The organism is Octadecabacter arcticus 238 (genome assembly GCF_000155735.2).
In the GTDB taxonomy this organism is placed as follows: Bacteria; Pseudomonadota; Alphaproteobacteria; order Rhodobacterales; family Rhodobacteraceae; genus Octadecabacter; species Octadecabacter arcticus.
Genome location: NC_020908.1, coordinates 1,630,400 through 1,646,765, shown reverse-complemented (window position 1 = coordinate 1,646,765; position 16,366 = coordinate 1,630,400). Strand labels below are relative to the sequence as shown.

Below are 16,366 nucleotides of genomic sequence, written 5' to 3'. Positions count from 1 at the left end.
CCACCATGCCCAGTCGATCACTGGAGGTCGCGGATATCTTCCGTGACCATGGTGCTGCTTGGCGTGCCGCAAACGCAGGACACATCAGCCTGAACCAGTTCAAAGTCATGAGTGCGATTGAGCGCTGTCGAACCGCGGCGCTTGGCGGTCATGTCGCGCGCTGCGCCGACTGCGCGCATGAGCATATCGCCTACAACTCATGCCGCAACCGTCACTGCCCAAAATGCCAGGCGGGTGCAGCGAAGATATGGCTTGCGGCACGTGAGGCTGAACTGCTGCCTGTGCGGTATTTCCATCTGGTCTTCACCTTGCCAAAGCAGATTGCTGACATCGCATATCAGAACAAACGCGAGATCTATAATCTTCTGATGCGGGCAAGCGCGGACACTGTGGTCAGAATCGCCGCTGATCCTAAACATCTGGGGGCAAAGGTTGGCATAACGTCGGTCCTTCACACTTGGGGCTCGGCGATGACCCACCACCCCCATGTCCATATGATCGTGCCGGGGGGAGGGCTTTCGACAGATGGTTCAAAATGGATCGCCTGCCGCAAGAACTTCTTCCTGTCTGTCCACGTTCTATCCCGCTTGTATCGGCGGCTCATTCTGGAAGGGCTGGCCAAGCTGCACATGGTCGGGAAACTGCAATTCTTCGGCGATCTCACAAACCTTGCAGATCGAAATGTCTTTGACACTTTCCTGCAACCGCTGCGTAAAATCGAATGGGTGGTCTACGCCAAAGAACCCTTCACCGGGCCAAAAGCGGTGCTGGCATACCTATCGCGCTACACACATCGGATTGCCATTTCAAACAGCCGGTTGATCCGTTTCGATGCGCAAAACGTCACCTTCCGCGCCAAGGACTATCGCCTCAAAGGTGCGGGCCGCCACACGACCATGTCCTTATCCACAAATGAGTTCATTCGCCGGTTCCTGATCCACAAATGAGTTCATTCGCCGGTTCCTGATCCACGTGCTGCCCAGAGGCCAGCACCGCATCCGACATTATGGGTTCTATGGGAATAGCAACCGCACGGCCAATATCGCGCGGATCCGGCAACTGCTGGGGGCCAAAACCCCTCACAAGGAGCACGATAAAGGCAACACCATCAACGATGCAGATGAACCTCCTCGTGTTCTTGCTCTGCCTTGCCCATGTTGTGGCGGGCAGTTGATAATCGTCGACACAATCGCACCAGCCCAACATCCCAGAGCGCCGCCAAAAACACAAAGGGCTGCTGCATGACGCGCGCACCGCACATCACGAACGACACCCTCGGCCGCTCGCTATATCTCCTGCGAACCAATCGGCATGCTTTGATCAAGCGATCAGCGTGGCAAAACATGGTGACGCCGACAAAATACCGTGAGTTTCAACCAACAGCAGGCAAAACCGGCGCTGCGCTTAACTCAATGCGCCCCGCCAAACTGGCCTGTCAGCTCCGGGCGAAAACACACGCATTGCGCAAATCCCCATAGCAACAATCGATCCACCCAGACCAACCCCGCGATTTCCCGCTTGAGCGCTTCTCCGACGCCAGGCAATGTTCCGCGTCACCCAAACCTCGCGCGTGGCGTCCGAGAAACCTACACCATTCCAGACCTTCGCCTGGCTCTAAAGATGCTGCAGTGCGGCCCGATATTGCTGCCGTTCGCTGCAAGCGCGAGATCGGGAACTGGTCGAACTCGTACATGAGATCAAAAGCGGTAGTCGTGTGCGAACTGATTGTGCGGTGCTACGTCAGAAAGTGACCGATGCGCCAATTTTTGATGTATTGGTCAGCGAAGGGATTGCGATTCAAAGTCTGAATTTTGTCGAGCACCACACGCAAATCCGTGCCCTGCAACCTCGTTAAGTTAAGTAGAACAATTCCAGTCGCCCTCTCTCGAACAGAATTCCGAGAGCCAATCGTCCAGAGTCCTTTGATCGTCGCTAATGCTACTTCGATATGTGATCTCATCTCTGCACCTTTCTGTCCCAGCAACGAACTATATCTGGCAAACTCAATATCGGACATTTCACCTGTCGCCATCATTTCTGCAGCGACCAGAAGGCGGTTCGTATTAGTACTGAGCGCGTCTTCACCCAAGTATTGCAGTTGAAGCGTAGCCTTAATCGCGGATTCAACAGAAATGCGATTTTGGTCCTCTAAATAAAACAGAAGTGCTTGGATCCAAGCACCGCGAACGCCAAACAAAGTTTCGGCCCAACTCCTCAAATGATAATCCTCAGATATCAGAATTCGGTCAGAACCATCGGCTGCAAAAATATCGTCGAAGAACCGTCCTCCAGCTTCATTGCGAAACCTGATAACCGCATCGATGGGGTCGGTTTTGGCGACGGCTGGCAGCAGAGTGCATTTTGTTTGAAGCCAATCCACGTCAGAACGCAACAATTCGAGCTTTGTGTTTACGTCCTCTTCCGAAGCTTCGGCCATGACAATCTGGCCGTCACGGAAAGAGATATTTCCGGTCCTTTTTTCACCAGTATCGCTGTCGAAAAAGGAAGACCTCTCGACTCCTTGCAACCGTTCCATAAATACGTCGAGTGTAACTTGAGTTATTCCGATGGGACCAAACTCTTGCTCTACAGCGGTCTCGATTCCTAGTCGGCGCATCAAATGAACAGCCGCGGCATCAACAATCACACCGGATCTTTGGCAGAAAACCAGTGATCGTTGGGCTTTGTCCCGATCCGCGTGCGAACAAGATGAGACCTTAGGGGAAATCCCACATTCAGATTGAAGACCTATAAACGCGTCAATCGGATCGATCCCAAGGTGGTAGCCCAACAAATAGATTGGGTAAGCGCCCTCGAGATACTCGGTGGCCTTGCTTTGGGCGTAGTCTGCCCTCTGCTTGAGCATCGCTTTCATATCATCGAGACCGGATGGATCGTCAAAGTTAACCGAGACCGACTTTAACCCCGACGTGTTCGGAAAACTTTCCTCAAACTTGTCCAATATCTGATGAAATGCTGCTAAAGCCTTGTGTTTGACCCAAGTAATTTTTGCTTGACCATCCCCTTTGAATAGCCACTCAAACTCTTCTCCTGCTGACTTGCCCAAAGCAGCGATTGCAACTGGATGATCTAACGCAATATTTCCCTCTCTGAGAGAAAACAGACCGGCATCCGACTCGACGACAAAGGATTGCAAAGTGCCATCAGGTCGCTCTACTTCAAATGAAGAACGGTCCTGAACTTCGTGAACTTGGAAGTTGTCATCAATGTCTTGCGGACGCCCAAACGGAACGTGTCAACGACTTTGAGACAGTGGCTTTTGGACTTTAGGCTTGGGTTTCTTCGGTTGGTTTTGGTGGGTTGATCCAGACGGCGGTCGGGATTTGAGGCGGTTTTGGTGGTTTGTGTACGAAGCGTTCGGGCGTGGCGAGGAATGCCGCGTCTAGTGTTGCTTGTCGCGCGGTGTAGATTTCTTGGGCCTGCCCAAAATGGATTTGGTCGGGCGTCATCAGACCAATCCCGGCGTGATGATGGTCTTGGTTATACCATGCAAAGAACCTGCGGCAGAATGCGCGAGCCTGCTCGATGGTTTCAAAGTTCTTGGGGAACTCTGGCTGATATTTCAGTGTTTTGAAGTGGGCTTCGGAGAACGGGTTGTCGTTTGAGGTGTGGGGCCGACTGTGGGACTTGAGCACACCAAGATCAACCAGCATCAGGGCTGTCGTCTTTGCCTTCATGGGCCCACCGCGATCTGCATGCAATGTCAGCTGATCGCGTGGAACCTCGTGTTTTTCCATCGCGTCGATGAACAGCTCTTTGAACTGGCTGGCGCTCTCCGCGTGCTCGACGCGCCAGCCAACAACGCGGCGGCTGAAGATGTCGAGGATGACATAGAGATAGAAGTAGGACCATTTCACCGGGCCCATCAGCTTGGTGATGTCCCAAGACCAGACCTGATTGGGGGCTTCAGCTAGAAGTTCAGGCTTTTGATAGACGGGATGTGTGCTCTGTCGGCGGCGTTCGCCAACTTCGCCCTGCGCGGCCAATATCCGATACATCGTGCGGATTGAACACAGATAGGTGCCTTCATCCAGCAAGGTGGCAAAGACCTCTGTGGGCGTCTGATCCGCAAAGCGGGGTTCGCGCAGGTGGTGCAATACCTGGTCTCTTTCCCTTTCCGGCAGAGCCCGCGAAGACGCTGCGCGCGGTGGGCGTGTGCGTGGTGGTGCCGTCAGCGCCGCACGCTGTCGAAGAACGCTCGCGCGCGATAATGATAGCGCGGCGCAGACAGCCGAGGTCAAGCCGCTGCCGGTGGGCAATGCAATCGCGACGGCCATCATGATTTGCCGCTGCGCTCTTGCGTCTGCTCCATCTCGTCCAGAAGTCCCGCCACTTTTTTTTGGATGGCAATGATGGCTTCCGCCTGATCCAGACGGCGCCGCAAGGCTGTCACCTCACGGTTGGCCTTGGCCAGCTCAGCTTGCAATGGATTGGCAGGTGCCTTTTGTGGGCCACGGCGCATTGGCTGCAATGCACCCAATGTGCCGGCCACCCGCGCACGGCGCCAATCGGTCAGTGCAGAGGAATAAAGCCCCTCCCGCCGTAGAATGGCGGAAACCCCGCCAGTGTCTGCCACTTGGTCCGTCTCATCCAGAATGCGCAGTTTGTATTTGGCTGTGAAGTTGCGTCGCTTCGGGATGCTCGTCAGTTCCGCTGTGGGAGCCAACGGCGCATTAACAACGCGGGGAGGCGACGTCGGGGCCAAAACGGCTCCAGATCCAGCATCTGGCGAAAGTGGTGATTGTGAAGGCATAACCATGGGTTCGTTCTCCTACGCCCTCAAGTGTAAACTTTAGCCAGTCAATTGTCTCACGCTTATTGGCACGGAGGGAAAGGCCAATACACTTGCACTGAGTGCAAGCCACGCCTGAGCGTCGTTTTGGTTTTCGCAGAACAACGAATATGCGTAAGAACGAGCGCGTTCAACTTCGCCGCAAAACACCAGCATTTTTACATAATTCGCTTTCTCACCAACGGTCCCAGTGAGTGGCCTGTCGTCTAGCTTGGCGACAATGCGTTTTAATCTGTTTCTATCGTTTGTGCGGAGGAGCGCCTGAGAATACCACTCTAATGCGCTAATTGAATGGGGATTGTCCTCAAACAGTTTTCTAGCTGGCGGTACAGCATTTGCAGCCTCACCGCTAAGATAGGCAACATTTGAGCTAAACTTCCATCCAAAAACAGAATCCTTCACTTGAGGTGATAAGGCAACGTCAATTTCTTTTGCCAATGTACCCAAATGGCCCGCAAACATGCATCACAGAGCGTGTCCAGAGCAGGACTAGTGTTGTGAAAACTCACCTTGTCTCGCAACAAGTCAGTACATTCACGATAGAAGCCACGCGCCAGAAGCTCGTCTGCCGTTTGAAGCAATATAATGAAATCCCAGTCATCCGCATCTTTGAGAGAAGCGATAGGGTTCTCTTGTTCCTGCGAAGTCCCAGAACCTTCTACGGGCAAGTTTTCAAAATCCGCCGGGTTGGTTTGGGCTACGAAAGCGCGTTCGTATGCGGATTTCATCAGCACCAGTTCAGTAGGCTTCGGGGTAATTGTAGACAACTCATCAAGTGCCTGGTCAGCAGTATCACGGTCCAGAGAATTGATACCTATTCTGGCTTTTGTCGCCAGGGCATGGGCCCTCAACCCATCTGATGGCCCAGCTTTCAAGACCGCATCTATCCGCTTCAGACCATCAGAGATTGCACCATTCTTGGCTTCGATCTCCGACGCCATTACTTGAAGATCTAAGGCGTCCGTGTGCGGACGGATTAACTTCAGCGCGTCATGGTCCTTATCATCTTGAAGATAAAGAACCGCCCTCACTTGAGCAACATCGCCGCTTAGTTCCGGGAATGCTTCTAGAGCGCGGTCTAACAACTTCGCAGCCTCAGCCGATTTTCCGGTAAGCCTTAGCGAAACTGCCGCGTTATTTTCTTGTGAGGGAAGCAGAAGCTTGTTCGGTGGATGTTGTTTCAGGGCAATTTCTATATCTCTTTGAAAAATTTCGGCGCATTTCTCTACTTCAACCTCAAAGCCTTCCGGCATCTTTGCACCGAGCAAAAATGCTTGATTTTGCCTGGCGTTATCAAGAACAGACAACGCCCACATCGTCATGATTGCATCGTTATCAGGTGCTTCAGTATAAATGCGTTCTAGCTCTACTTTATAAGTTTCTGGGCGAACAGTTCGACAATATTCTAGAAAAGCCGCCTTCACTTCGAGAGAAGCCAACTCCTCGGAAATGATTTCTTCGAGGCGTATTTCTTCATTCAGGTTTCGCGCTGCGTGACATAGGATGCAGGCGGCTAAGTTACGATGGTCGCCGTCGTGGTTCAGGAGTTCCGTCGTTCTTTCTAGTGCCGCTTGATCCTTACCATCGAGCAATTCAGCGAACGCCAAGGCAGTCTGAGCCTTGTGGTGTTCTGGGAAGAACTCGTGCGCCGCTTTCAGTGACGCGGCTGCACTGGGATAATCGCCAATATTTTGCTGGATAACACCAATATTCAAGTTCAAACGAAAAGCGAAATAACCAGAACCGTAAGGCGCGTCAGACTTCAATTTTTCGAGAAGTGCGATAGCGGTGGCTCCATTGCCGTCCTGGGCAATTTTTCGGTACTCTAGTATGCGCTGAATTTCAGGCCGATCATCGTCTTCTAGGTTGTCCTCAGCAAAGGACTTAACATCAGTTGATGCGCCCCCTTCCTGAACGGAATCTAAGATTTCTCGCACTAGTGGAGAATCTCTATCTGTTAAATAAAAGTGATTTACAGACTGATTTACGGTATTCCTAACACCGTCGACGGTGGCTGATTGGGTATTTGTCAAATTTTTAGTCTTAAAAAGCCTATTTAGGGGCGACGGTAGACCGAACTTCAGCAATCACTATCACCTTCGCCACTTTTGCTATCCGAATGCTGATTAACGGTATTGCCTTGACCGGAAACCTTTGCGCTTTGATTGACAATGGTGGTTACTTTTTTCCACCAACGAAACAATCCAATGACAGCCAAAAATGCAGCCACGATCCCTGCTATCCAGTATAATTGTTCTAACATCTAAGCGCCCTCGCATTTGGCTTCAACGAATATGATCGATAGTAGGTCGCACATCAGATGCTTTCACCGACACAACCAATGCAAGCCGAATTTAGTGTGTGCTCTATAGAATCCAGAACAACCTGCGGTGGATACGTCCTGACTTAGTCAGATGTCAGCTTTCAACACGCTGGCGAAAGTTATTCGCAAGTGCAGCGAAAGTTCGGTTTCCGCCCTTCATGTCGAATGCCGCACTGCAATGGGGCAGAGAGCCCCCTGCCCTAACTAGCCCGATATCTAACCGCTCAGCACGAGATTTTAGCGGTTCGGGACAAGCATGTTCTGCACCTGGCTTCGCGACATAGAAATGGACCTCGGCAGGCACATTGACCACATTGCCAGCCAAGGACTTTCCGAACCCCTCGCGCAGATTTCTTCTGATCTCTTGCCTGTCAGCTTCATTTACGACCTTGTCCTTTAGCAAATTTGCTTCAGCAATATTTAGGTGCATTTCGGCGAGGTCGTCCGCGTTATGGCCTGTCTCAAGCGTCACTGTTTGGCACATTTTGCGTTGCCCGCAAAACGCTTGAGGAATGGCAGGAGGATTACAACTGGCGCAGGCCACATTCGGCTTCCGCAAACCTCACACCGATGGAATTTTTGCAGAAAAGGACGATGCACAAAATGGCCGCCCAATGCGAACGATGTAACTCCACGGACTCCACGCAAAGCTGAAAGAAACTTGAGGCCCAGGTCACTTTCGTCCCTGCCCCAACTGTCGCCTCCGGAGGTCGGAAGCAGCTGCACTTAGAAGCCCTGTTGGCCCGTAAACCTCTCGATCAGTTTATCGATGGAAACTGCAAGGACGAGTAAGAGGCCCGTAACGATCAAGCGAATTTCGTTTTCGACACCCATAAGATTCAACCCATTCTGTACAGATCCTATAACAAGTGCGCCGAGCAAAGCTGCATGAATCGATCCGCGCCCTCCGAATAGACTGACGCCGCCGATGACAGCCGCTGCGATGGATTCCAGCAACAAGGTGCCGCCACCAATACCTCCGCCGGAGAAGACACCGACGCCCAACGCCCTGGACGCTCCAATCACTCCTGCTAGGGCTGCAATTCCGCCAGCGATCGCAAAGGCTGCCATTTTGACATTTGCGACCTTGATGCCAGCACGGCGCGCTGCTTCATCGTTATTGCCGACCGCGTAGAGATGAAGCCCGAACGTTGTTTCCTTTAGAACATAGGCACCGACGCCCAACAGGATCGCAAAGATCAATGTCACCAACGGAATGCCTTGGTGGGAATTGAGAATCCGCACGACGACGACACCAAAAACGGCACCACCAACAAGTGGGAAAACAAGACCAGACAAGACCGGTACGTCCAAGCCAGCTTTTTGGCGTCGGGCCATTCCGGAAACGACAAGAGCAGAGTACACGACCAACCCGATTGCCAGCACGAGCCAAGCTGCTGACCCGGCGATTTTGGTCTGCGCGATCATTTCGACGCCACTGCCCAACAGTCCGTAGCGTGCAGTTTGCGGCAGCAATAGCATTTGAACCCCGTTTAACGCCAAACCAAGCCCCAGTGTCACAACAAATGACGGGACTCCAACGTATGTCACCCAACGGGCCGACAAGGCACCAATTACAGCACCAACGAGAATGGCGATCGGAATTGAGAGCCACGGAGAAAAACCAAATTCGATGACAAGCTTCGCCATCAACACCGCAGTCACGCCGTTGATTGCCGCGACCGACAAGTCGATTTCTTTGACCAGCAACACAAACATCAACCCGAGCGCCATGATGCCGACAACTGTGCTTTGGACCAGCAGGTTGGACAAGTTATGTGCAGTTAGGAAGACGTCACTTTGAGACGCAAAAAAAAACCAGAGTGCGGCAAGGCCAATTACGACAGGCAAGGCACGCAGATCGGTAGTCAGCAGTTCCCCAAATGTACGGCTTTTTCTGGCTTCCGGCTGTGATGTGGCAAGTGTCTCGGTCATCGCAAGAGCCTCCCTTTCCTAAAATTTGCGTTCGCTCAACCTGCGAGGTTGACACCTTCGTTGCCGCCTACCATGGCGTTCACAACCTGTTCGCCAGTCACATCTTCTGACTTGAAACTTGCAACATTCGCACCGAGACGCATAACTTCGATGCGGTCCGTCGCCTCAACGACAAAATGGTGGATGTCATGGCTTACAACGACGACACCGAGTCCTTCATCCGCTAGCGTCCGAATGAGACTGGACACTTGAGCCGACGCAGAATGGCTGAGTGCGGCGGTTGGCTCGTCGAGGATTACAACCTTTGGCGTCCACAAGATTGAGCGGGCAATAGCAATATTTTGACGCTGTCCACCCGACATCGCACCAACTGGACGGGACAACGACAGGTTCCCCAACCGCATCCGGGCCATGACTTCTTTGGCGCGGATTTCGCATTCGGCGCGCCTGATACGGCGGCCAAAAATCTTTGGGCCTGCCAGTTCTCGCCCCAAGAATAAGTTCTGAACGGCATCGAGATTGTTACATAACGCAAGATCTTGATAAACGGTTTGAATTCCGAGGGCGTTTGCGTCGGCCGGGCTCTTAATGTTGACCGGTTTACCTTCAAATTCATAATCACCTGCATCCCATCCATGAACACCTGCCATAACTTTGACCAAGGTTGATTTGCCTGCTCCATTGTCACCTACCAGAGCAACGATCTCCCCTGCATGAACATCAATCGAAGCGCCTTGAAGTGCGTGAACCGACCCAAAGGATTTCTTAATGTTCCGCATTGAGATCAATGGTGGGTGGGCTTTCGCTTCAGTCACGTTCTTTCCTCCTAGAAAAACTCAAGAGGGCGACGATGATCGTCGCCCTCTTGCTGTCGCTTATGACTACATGTTTTCTTTGCAGATGTCCGTTTCCTCAGCCCCATCGCAAAGCTGCTCCCAAGTATAGAGGCCAGCGTCAACGACGTCTGCAACATTGTCGATCGTGATATTGTTGACGGGCAGGAAGGCCGCTGGGATATCCATGAAGCCATTATTTACTTCACCGTTAATCCATTGGGCCGGCAGATCATCGCCATCCAGAATGGCAACAGCCACATCAGCTGCACCTTCGGCCATAACACGCAGGTCTTTGAAGACGGTGTTATCCTGCCATCCTTGCACGATATATTTCACAGCTTCGATGGTTGCGTCCTGACCGCCAGTTACCACGATCTCGTTCAGGCCATAGCCCTGAGAGATCAGCGCTGCGACCGAACCACCGGTAGTCCCGTCGTTCATTCCCAGGAACATGTCCACGCCGCCACCTGTTCGGGTCAAACAGTTCTCTGCAAATGTCTGCGCTAAAGTTGGGTCCCAATTTGGCGTGAAGGCTTCGCAAACGACTTCAACCTTGCCAGCATCGATAAGTGGTTGCAGGAATTGGTCTTGGCCGATCTCGTATTGAGCAGTGCCATACTCGCCCTGATTGCCCATAACGCGAGCGACACGGACGATGTCCCTGTCCATCGCTTCGATGAGTTCAGCAGCACGAGCGCCCTGCGCCTGACCAACGGCCAATGCATTAAAAAGAACATGCGCCTCGGCCCTGCCACCCACAGAGTCATGCTCATATAGCATTACAGGTACACTGGCATCTTCGGCGGCCAAAAGGGCGCCCGCAGCCAAATTGGCGTCAGACGACGCGTAGACGATCAAGTCGGCACCCTGAACCAGGGCATCTTCGACAAGCCGCTGCTGTCGTGTGGGATCACCTTCGCCGTTTTGGACGATCACTTCGGCGTTGGGTAAACGTTCAGCCATAGCTGCAACAAAGAGCGGCGCGTCACGGCGCTCGAACCGGATCGTGGTGCTGTTTGGCAGCATGAAAAAAACTTTGGCGCCATCTTCTGCGGCGGCTGGTCCAGCCGCAAACCCGGTAGCCAGAAGCGCAACAGCAGCGCTCCCCAAAGTTAGCCTTGTCTTTGTTTTCTGTGTCATTTTGTGTCACTCCCATTGGTCGTTTTTCTGTCTGATCTTAAGTTATGGGGTTAAACCAAACAGGTCTTCCCTCATTCTGTCCATTTTGGAATTGCGAATCTTACGTTCGCGCGAGAGGCTCTGTTTTTGCACTCTTATCGAATTGTCCGAGCCAGTCATGACTAACAGGTCATGCCCGCCAAGCTAGTTTGGATACCACCGCACCGGCTACCGGAATGTCTTATCTCATGCGCCAATAATAACGTATGATATGCGGGGATTCCCGCACATCATTGGTCTACAGTGTCACTTTATTGCCTAATTCTTTAGTCCAGCTTTGCCGGAAGAGGTGTGCCTTCGTAGCAACCGATGACCCCATGGTCTAAATCAAGGACGGAGCCGGTCATGATCCCAGATTCATCGCTTGCCAAATGTACAATCCAGCGCGCCACTTCGTTCATCCTCAACAAACGCCCAGCTGGCAACTCCTTACCCACATCGGCCTGCCAACCATCTGGCATATCGTGGAATTGTTTTTGCGTTATGTCCTCAGCAGGCGTGTCCATCCAACCAATCGCCAGCGCATTGACCCGAATCCCGTCACGCATCAGTGAAAATGCGGCGTTCTTGGTCATGGCAACGAGAGCTGCCTTGGACGCTGCATAAACTGTAAGGAATGGAACGCCGCCATGCGCGGTCACGGTCGCAACGTTCACTATCGTACCGGGTTTACCCGTTTCCCGCCATAGATTGGCGGCTTTCTGCATCATGAAAAACGGTGCCCGAGCATTGATCGCGAACGTGCGTTCCCAAAGCGCAGCGTCACCGTCCAAAATGCCGCCGCGATCTGTAATCCCAGCGGAATTCACCAAGATATCGTAGCTGCCAAATTCTTTGATGGCCCGGTCATGAACGGACCCACAGTCGTCTAAAGACGCCAAGTCGGCCTGATGATACACGACGCGCTGATCTTGAGTGCTCAGAAGATCGGCAGCAGCCTGACCCTCGGTTTGTTTGCGACCAAGGATCAATGCGCCCTTCAGACCTCGTCGAAGCATCAACTTAACAGCCGTCAGTCCAAGACCCTGCGTTGAGCCCGTCACAACAGCGACTTTCCCCTCGAACTGGCGGTCTAGGGGTACGTCGATGTCAGAGGCCGCATGGTAAGCTGCACTACCAAAGGGGCTAGTGTATTTGTGATCGCTCATGTGTAGTCCACCTTCACAGGTTGATTGGTCTGGTAAGATTTCAGCGCAGCTTCAGACAAAATCAAAGCGCGTCGGCCATCTTCGAAGGTAACGTTCGGCGGCTTGCCCGCCGCAATCTGACCGATAAAATCACGAATTTCCGCCTCGTATGCAGCGCGATAGCGCTCAATAAAGAAATACATAAGTTCATCGCGCGTAGCAGTACCTTTCGCCCCATATCGCGTGACCTCCGACGGCCTGTGATTGTTTGAGCGGATCATCCCACCTTCGCCGAATGCTTCTACCCGTTGGTCATAGCCATAATTCGTGCGTCGCGAGTTGTTGATATGGCAGAGAGCACCTGAAGGTGTCCGCATTACGATCATAGCGGTGTCAACGTCGCCAAGCTCTGCAAACACTGGGTCGACCCTGTTGGCCGCCATTGCAAAAACTTCGATGGGATCTTCCCCCATAACAAAGCGGGCCATGTCCATGTCGTGAATTGTGGTATCGCGAAAGAGCCCTCCACAATCTTCAAGGATAGCACGAGGAGGAGGAGGCCCCGGATCTCGGCTTGTAATAACCAGCATTTCAAGGTCGCCAATTTCACCATTTGCAACGCCATCCTTAACCCCAGCATGGCTTGGATCAAAGCGCCGGTTGAAACCCAGCTGAATGAACGCATTGAAAGCTTTAAGTTTTTCGCGACACTCCTCTACCCTTTCAATATCCACGTCGATCGGCTTTTCGCAGAGGATTGGCTTGCCAGCTTCAGCTGACCGCAAGATCATCTCCACATGTGTGTTGGTTGGAGTGGCAATTAATACAGCATCAACGTCATCAGCGCCAAGAAGCGCATCTAGATCGGTGGTGGCCTTTGCCCCAACGGCCTCTCCTGTTCTGCGGGCATTCTCTTCGAAAACATCGAAGCACCATGTCACGGCGGCATCCGGCTGCATTGCAATAATCCGCGCATGCATATCACCGATCCTCCCGGTTCCAATGATCCCAAATCGAAGCATTTTGCTCTCCTTGACGTTTCTAATTAGTCCCAGCCTTCACTTTTCTGTCCCATTCTTCAAAATACATTCTGTCCAATTTGGAATTTTATGTACTTAAATTGGAGAAGAGCCCTCGCTTACTTCTGCCAATCAATGCAACATGTCCTTGGCTTTGGAGTGGGTATGAAAAAACTGAAAAGAGATAGTAACCAAGCTGAGAGCGAGCAGTGTTTCATTAGCGCGATGTCTGCTCCTGAGTTGGAGAGATTTTTGGATTTCGTAAGCCAATTTCGGTTGGAAACCGAGGAATCACTAGGTGCCGGTACGGCTGAACGTGAGTTGCCTGTCATGATTCAGATTATGCGCTCCCACCTCAAAGGCCGCATGGAAACTCCATCCTCGCTGATCGACGGGTCTGGGCTCGCGCGAGGCACTGCGCATCGGATGATAGAAGATATGGTTGACCGAGGACTTATAGCTAAGAGGAGCCGTACGCGTAGCGGCAAGACATTCTCCCTCCACCCGACCCAGTTGATGATGCGTGCTTGGATGGATTATGTACGTCGCGTCAAATCGTTGCTTGGCGGGGCCTTTGGTCTATCCGAAGGCGTGGATTATTTTTTTGGCGCATCCTATCTCTCTACTGCCACCGTGGCGCCACTGCCCGTACTGTCACAGAAACTCGATGTGCCGGGCGGCTTGCGTATCTTATTGCATGCCGATGCTACGTTTATGGCAATGCAAAAGCTTAAGCGCCAATTTGAGCTTCATTTCGGTGTCGAGATAAACGTACGCGCACTCAGCATTGATCGATTGCATCAAGAAATTCTCGTTAATGCAGAACGCCGTCAATCTCGTTACGACATCATCACGTGCGATATTTGTTGGATGGAAGAATTTATCCAAGTCGAAGCACTTCGCCCAATGGAGATGCACGGTGCAGAGGAAGCGCGCGATTTGTTGGATTTCCACCCAGAGGCCCTGTCTACGGCACAACGCGGCAACATCTCGTACGGACTTCCAGTACAGACAACGCCTGAGCTGTTCATTTATCGAACCGATATTTTTGAAAAGTGCGGATTGGAGCCGCCGCTGCAGTTAGACGACGTACTTAGTTGCGCTCGAGAACTTCATGATCCTGTACGGAACATGAGCGGAATCTGTTGGAACGGTGCTAGAGGAACTCCGGTTGGCACAACTTTTATGATGCTCATGGCCGATTTTGGTCAACCTGTGCTGAACCTTCAAAGCCAAGGCCACGGATTCCGAGAACAGGATCTTAAACCTGACGATCTGCTTCCGAAGCTTGACGGGCCGATCGCCTTGGAGGCAGCTGAATTTCTGATTGAACTCTTGGCCTATTCCCCACCAAATGTCTTACAAATGTCGTGGTATGAACGGGCTAAGTGTTACGCAGAAGGCAATGCCGCGATGGCCTATTGCTATACGCAGATATTGCCGATGATCGAAAATCAAACCAATTCGCCAGGTTATGGCCGTACTGGGTACTTGCCACACCCATCTGCGCCGGGAATTCCCCAGATGGCGCATTTGGGCGGGTGGAACCTCTGCATACCTGCCAATGTTAAGCCGCAGAGATTTAACTCGGTAAAGCAAGCCGCTCGAACCCTTACGTCAGCAGCAGCTACTAAATTATATATTGAAAACGGAAGCTTGGTGAGTTCTCGGTTCAGCGTTTGCAACGATCCACTGGTTGCGCATGGCCGTCCAGTCATTGCTACAGTCGACAAGATGGCCCGCTCGGGCCAACTGCAAACATGGTCACGTCCCGCGGTTAAGCAATTCAATACACTAGTAGGAATCCTAGGCGAAGAAATTCACACAATGCTTCTGCGGAACAAAAAGCCAAGCGCTGCCCTGCGCGATGCCCAAGCGCGCTTTGAGAGGGCGTTAAACACTTAATCGCCGCGCTTAAACCACAACCCATTGGCGAGAAACGTTAGATACCTGCATGGCTTCCACAGTCTTCTGAACTTCGTATGCTTCGCGGAAGTCAGGACTTGCATTCGTGATGCCAGCATGGGCTGCCAGCAGCTCAGCCACTTCAATAACCTTAAGATCGTTGAAGCCGATGTGATGGCCTGGTGCCGGACAGAAGCGTCCATATGGTGGATGCGACGGCCCCGCTTCGATCCGTGTATAACCACTGCGTCCTGGAATATTGGAAAAAACCTTCAATTCGTTCATTCGTTCTTGGCTGAAGGCAAGTGCGCCCTTGGTGCCAGTGATTTCCCAAGAGAGGTCCATTGTGCGCGCCGTTGCCGCCCAGTTCGCCTCCAGACTGCCGGATGCTCCGCTTTCAAAGCGGACCAAGGCGTGGGTCATATCATCCACTTCAACGGGTAAGCGCTTGGTGCTGTCGAAGCATTCCGGACGGGTCGTGTGGAACGTTCGACAATCAGCCTGAACGTCTGAAATGGGTCCAAGCAAATAACGCGCCATCGAGATGATGTGACTGCCTATATCTGCTAACGCACCACCTCCTTGAGGATCAGTTCGGAATGAATGGGGTGCGTCCGGATCCGACATGTAATTCTCTGCATGGCGACCACGGAAGCCTGTAACTTCGCCAATTTCGCCGCTAGAAATCATCTCACGTGCGAGGCCAATCATCGGATTGCGAAGAAAGTTGAACCCGACAAGTGTCACCACATTGGCTGCTTCAGCGGCTTCTGCCATCTCCAGCGCGATCGCAGCCGTCGTTGCGAGTGGCTTTTCGCAGTAGATAGTCTTGCCCGTCTCGATTGCCGCGAGAGCTATCGGTGCATGCAATACGTTCGGGGCTGTAATTGCCACAATGTCCACTTCCTCGTCCGCCACGAGAACTTTCCAACTGTCTGTGCAACGTGCAAATCCGAGATTTCTTGCCGCTTGCGCAGCCAGCTCGGGCGTCGCATCTGCAATAACTCTGAGTACAGGTTCGCAAGCTACATCGAACAGCCCGGAGACCGACCGAAATGCATTCGCGTGACAGCGTCCCATGAACCCCGATCCAACAAGACCAATTCCAACTTCCGACTTGCTCATTCTGCGAACCCTTCACGCTGAATTAACTGTGCCTCCACCGTGGAACTAATCTGGGCATTGGGCGAACTGCATTCTGTCCAAATCCGACATTTCGAGACTTCGAG

14 protein-coding genes and 1 pseudogene are annotated in these 16,366 nt (G+C 52.4%); 3 read left to right on the top strand and 12 right to left on the bottom strand.

Annotation, left to right across the window (positions count from 1 at the left end):
- Window positions 1-5 precede the first annotated feature (5 nt).
- Window positions 6-1,245, top strand: a pseudogene (locus tag OA238_RS08575) (IS91 family transposase).
- A gap of 490 nt (window positions 1,246-1,735) precedes the next feature.
- Here the strand turns inward: OA238_RS08575 and OA238_RS08565 are convergent.
- The 6 genes from OA238_RS08565 to OA238_RS32660 all read right to left on the bottom strand — a co-directional run bounded on the left by OA238_RS08565 (window position 1,736) and on the right by OA238_RS32660 (window position 7,620).
- Window positions 1,736-3,157: a PIN domain-containing protein gene (locus tag OA238_RS08565; RefSeq protein WP_044036524.1), complete on the bottom strand. Its 1,422-nt coding sequence runs from the start codon at window positions 3,155-3,157 to the stop codon at window positions 1,736-1,738.
- A gap of 130 nt (window positions 3,158-3,287) precedes the next feature.
- Window positions 3,288-4,780, bottom strand: a protein-coding gene (locus tag OA238_RS08560) for an IS3 family transposase (RefSeq protein WP_085982743.1) whose coding sequence is annotated in 2 segments (ribosomal slippage) — window positions 3,288-4,330 and window positions 4,330-4,780 — 1,494 coding nt in all. Because the reading frame shifts where the segments join, the coding sequence is not laid out codon by codon here.
- Between the two features lie 33 nt (window positions 4,781-4,813).
- The gene (locus OA238_RS08550; protein WP_144055868.1) at window positions 4,814-5,251 is read right to left on the bottom strand and encodes a hypothetical protein; all 438 of its coding nucleotides are present in this window, start codon (window positions 5,249-5,251) and stop codon (window positions 4,814-4,816) included.
- Window positions 5,212-6,846 carry a tetratricopeptide repeat protein gene (locus OA238_RS08545; RefSeq protein WP_144055867.1) on the bottom strand — a complete coding sequence of 545 codons (1,635 nt, stop codon included), beginning with the start codon at window positions 6,844-6,846 and terminating at the stop codon, window positions 5,212-5,214. The genes OA238_RS08550 and OA238_RS08545 overlap by 40 nt, the downstream gene beginning before the upstream one ends.
- 47 nt (window positions 6,847-6,893) lie before the next feature.
- On the bottom strand, window positions 6,894-7,076 hold the full coding sequence (locus OA238_RS08540) for a hypothetical protein (RefSeq protein WP_044036517.1): 183 nt from the start codon (window positions 7,074-7,076) through the stop codon (window positions 6,894-6,896).
- A 154-nt stretch (window positions 7,077-7,230) separates the two neighbouring features.
- Entirely contained in the window at window positions 7,231-7,620 is a 390-nt protein-coding gene (locus OA238_RS32660) for a hypothetical protein (protein ID WP_044036515.1), read from the bottom strand.
- On the opposite strand from OA238_RS32660, the gene OA238_RS29980 reads away from it, so the two are divergent.
- Entirely contained in the window at window positions 7,542-7,790 is a 249-nt protein-coding gene (locus OA238_RS29980; RefSeq protein WP_083906686.1) for an integrase core domain-containing protein, read from the top strand. The genes OA238_RS32660 and OA238_RS29980 overlap by 79 nt on opposite strands.
- Before the next feature lie 72 nt (window positions 7,791-7,862).
- On the opposite strand, the gene OA238_RS08530 is transcribed toward OA238_RS29980, so the two are convergent.
- The 5 genes from OA238_RS08530 to iolG all read right to left on the bottom strand — a co-directional run bounded on the left by OA238_RS08530 (window position 7,863) and on the right by iolG (window position 13,235).
- On the bottom strand, window positions 7,863-9,071 hold the full coding sequence (locus OA238_RS08530; protein WP_015494876.1) for a sugar ABC transporter permease: 1,209 nt from the start codon (window positions 9,069-9,071) through the stop codon (window positions 7,863-7,865).
- 35 nt (window positions 9,072-9,106) lie between these two features.
- Window positions 9,107-9,886: an ATP-binding cassette domain-containing protein gene (locus tag OA238_RS08525; protein WP_015494875.1), complete on the bottom strand. Its 780-nt coding sequence runs from the start codon at window positions 9,884-9,886 to the stop codon at window positions 9,107-9,109.
- A gap of 66 nt (window positions 9,887-9,952) precedes the next feature.
- Window positions 9,953-11,047, bottom strand: coding sequence for a substrate-binding domain-containing protein (locus OA238_RS08520; RefSeq protein WP_015494874.1), 1,095 nt, complete (start codon window positions 11,045-11,047; stop codon window positions 9,953-9,955).
- 305 nt (window positions 11,048-11,352) lie between these two features.
- Window positions 11,353-12,234 carry an SDR family oxidoreductase gene (locus tag OA238_RS08515; RefSeq protein WP_015494873.1) on the bottom strand — a complete coding sequence of 294 codons (882 nt, stop codon included), beginning with the start codon at window positions 12,232-12,234 and terminating at the stop codon, window positions 11,353-11,355.
- Window positions 12,231-13,235 (bottom strand): inositol 2-dehydrogenase, encoded by a 1,005-nt coding sequence (gene iolG / locus OA238_RS08510; RefSeq protein WP_015494872.1) that lies wholly within the window; start codon window positions 13,233-13,235, stop codon window positions 12,231-12,233. The genes OA238_RS08515 and iolG overlap by 4 nt, the downstream gene beginning before the upstream one ends.
- A gap of 162 nt (window positions 13,236-13,397) precedes the next feature.
- On the opposite strand from iolG, the gene OA238_RS08505 reads away from it, so the two are divergent.
- On the top strand, window positions 13,398-15,137 hold the full coding sequence (locus tag OA238_RS08505; protein ID WP_015494871.1) for an ABC transporter substrate-binding protein: 1,740 nt from the start codon (window positions 13,398-13,400) through the stop codon (window positions 15,135-15,137).
- Between the two features lie 9 nt (window positions 15,138-15,146).
- Here OA238_RS08505 and OA238_RS08500 read toward each other — a convergent pair whose 3' ends face one another.
- A complete protein-coding gene (locus OA238_RS08500) occupies window positions 15,147-16,262 on the bottom strand; it encodes a Gfo/Idh/MocA family protein (RefSeq protein ID WP_015494870.1) in 1,116 nt (371 codons plus the stop codon).
- Between the last annotated feature and the right edge of the window lie 104 nt (window positions 16,263-16,366).

What these genes read in the sequence shown, in the direction of transcription:
- iolG (WP_015494872.1), bottom strand. Translation starts at nt 13,235, where the DNA reads ATGCTTCGATTTGGGATCATTGGAACCGGGAGGATCGGTGATATGCAT.
- OA238_RS08530 (WP_015494876.1), bottom strand. Translation starts at nt 9,071, where the DNA reads ATGACCGAGACACTTGCCACATCACAGCCGGAAGCCAGAAAAAGCCGT.
- OA238_RS08515 (WP_015494873.1), bottom strand. Translation starts at nt 12,234, where the DNA reads ATGAGCGATCACAAATACACTAGCCCCTTTGGTAGTGCAGCTTACCAT.
- OA238_RS08540 (WP_044036517.1), bottom strand. Translation starts at nt 7,076, where the DNA reads ATGTTAGAACAATTATACTGGATAGCAGGGATCGTGGCTGCATTTTTG.
- OA238_RS08520 (WP_015494874.1), bottom strand. Translation starts at nt 11,047, where the DNA reads ATGACACAGAAAACAAAGACAAGGCTAACTTTGGGGAGCGCTGCTGTT.
- OA238_RS32660 (WP_044036515.1), bottom strand. Translation starts at nt 7,620, where the DNA reads ATGTGCCAAACAGTGACGCTTGAGACAGGCCATAACGCGGACGACCTC.
- OA238_RS08500 (WP_015494870.1), bottom strand. Translation starts at nt 16,262, where the DNA reads ATGAGCAAGTCGGAAGTTGGAATTGGTCTTGTTGGATCGGGGTTCATG.
- OA238_RS08505 (WP_015494871.1), top strand. Translation starts at nt 13,398, where the DNA reads ATGAAAAAACTGAAAAGAGATAGTAACCAAGCTGAGAGCGAGCAGTGT.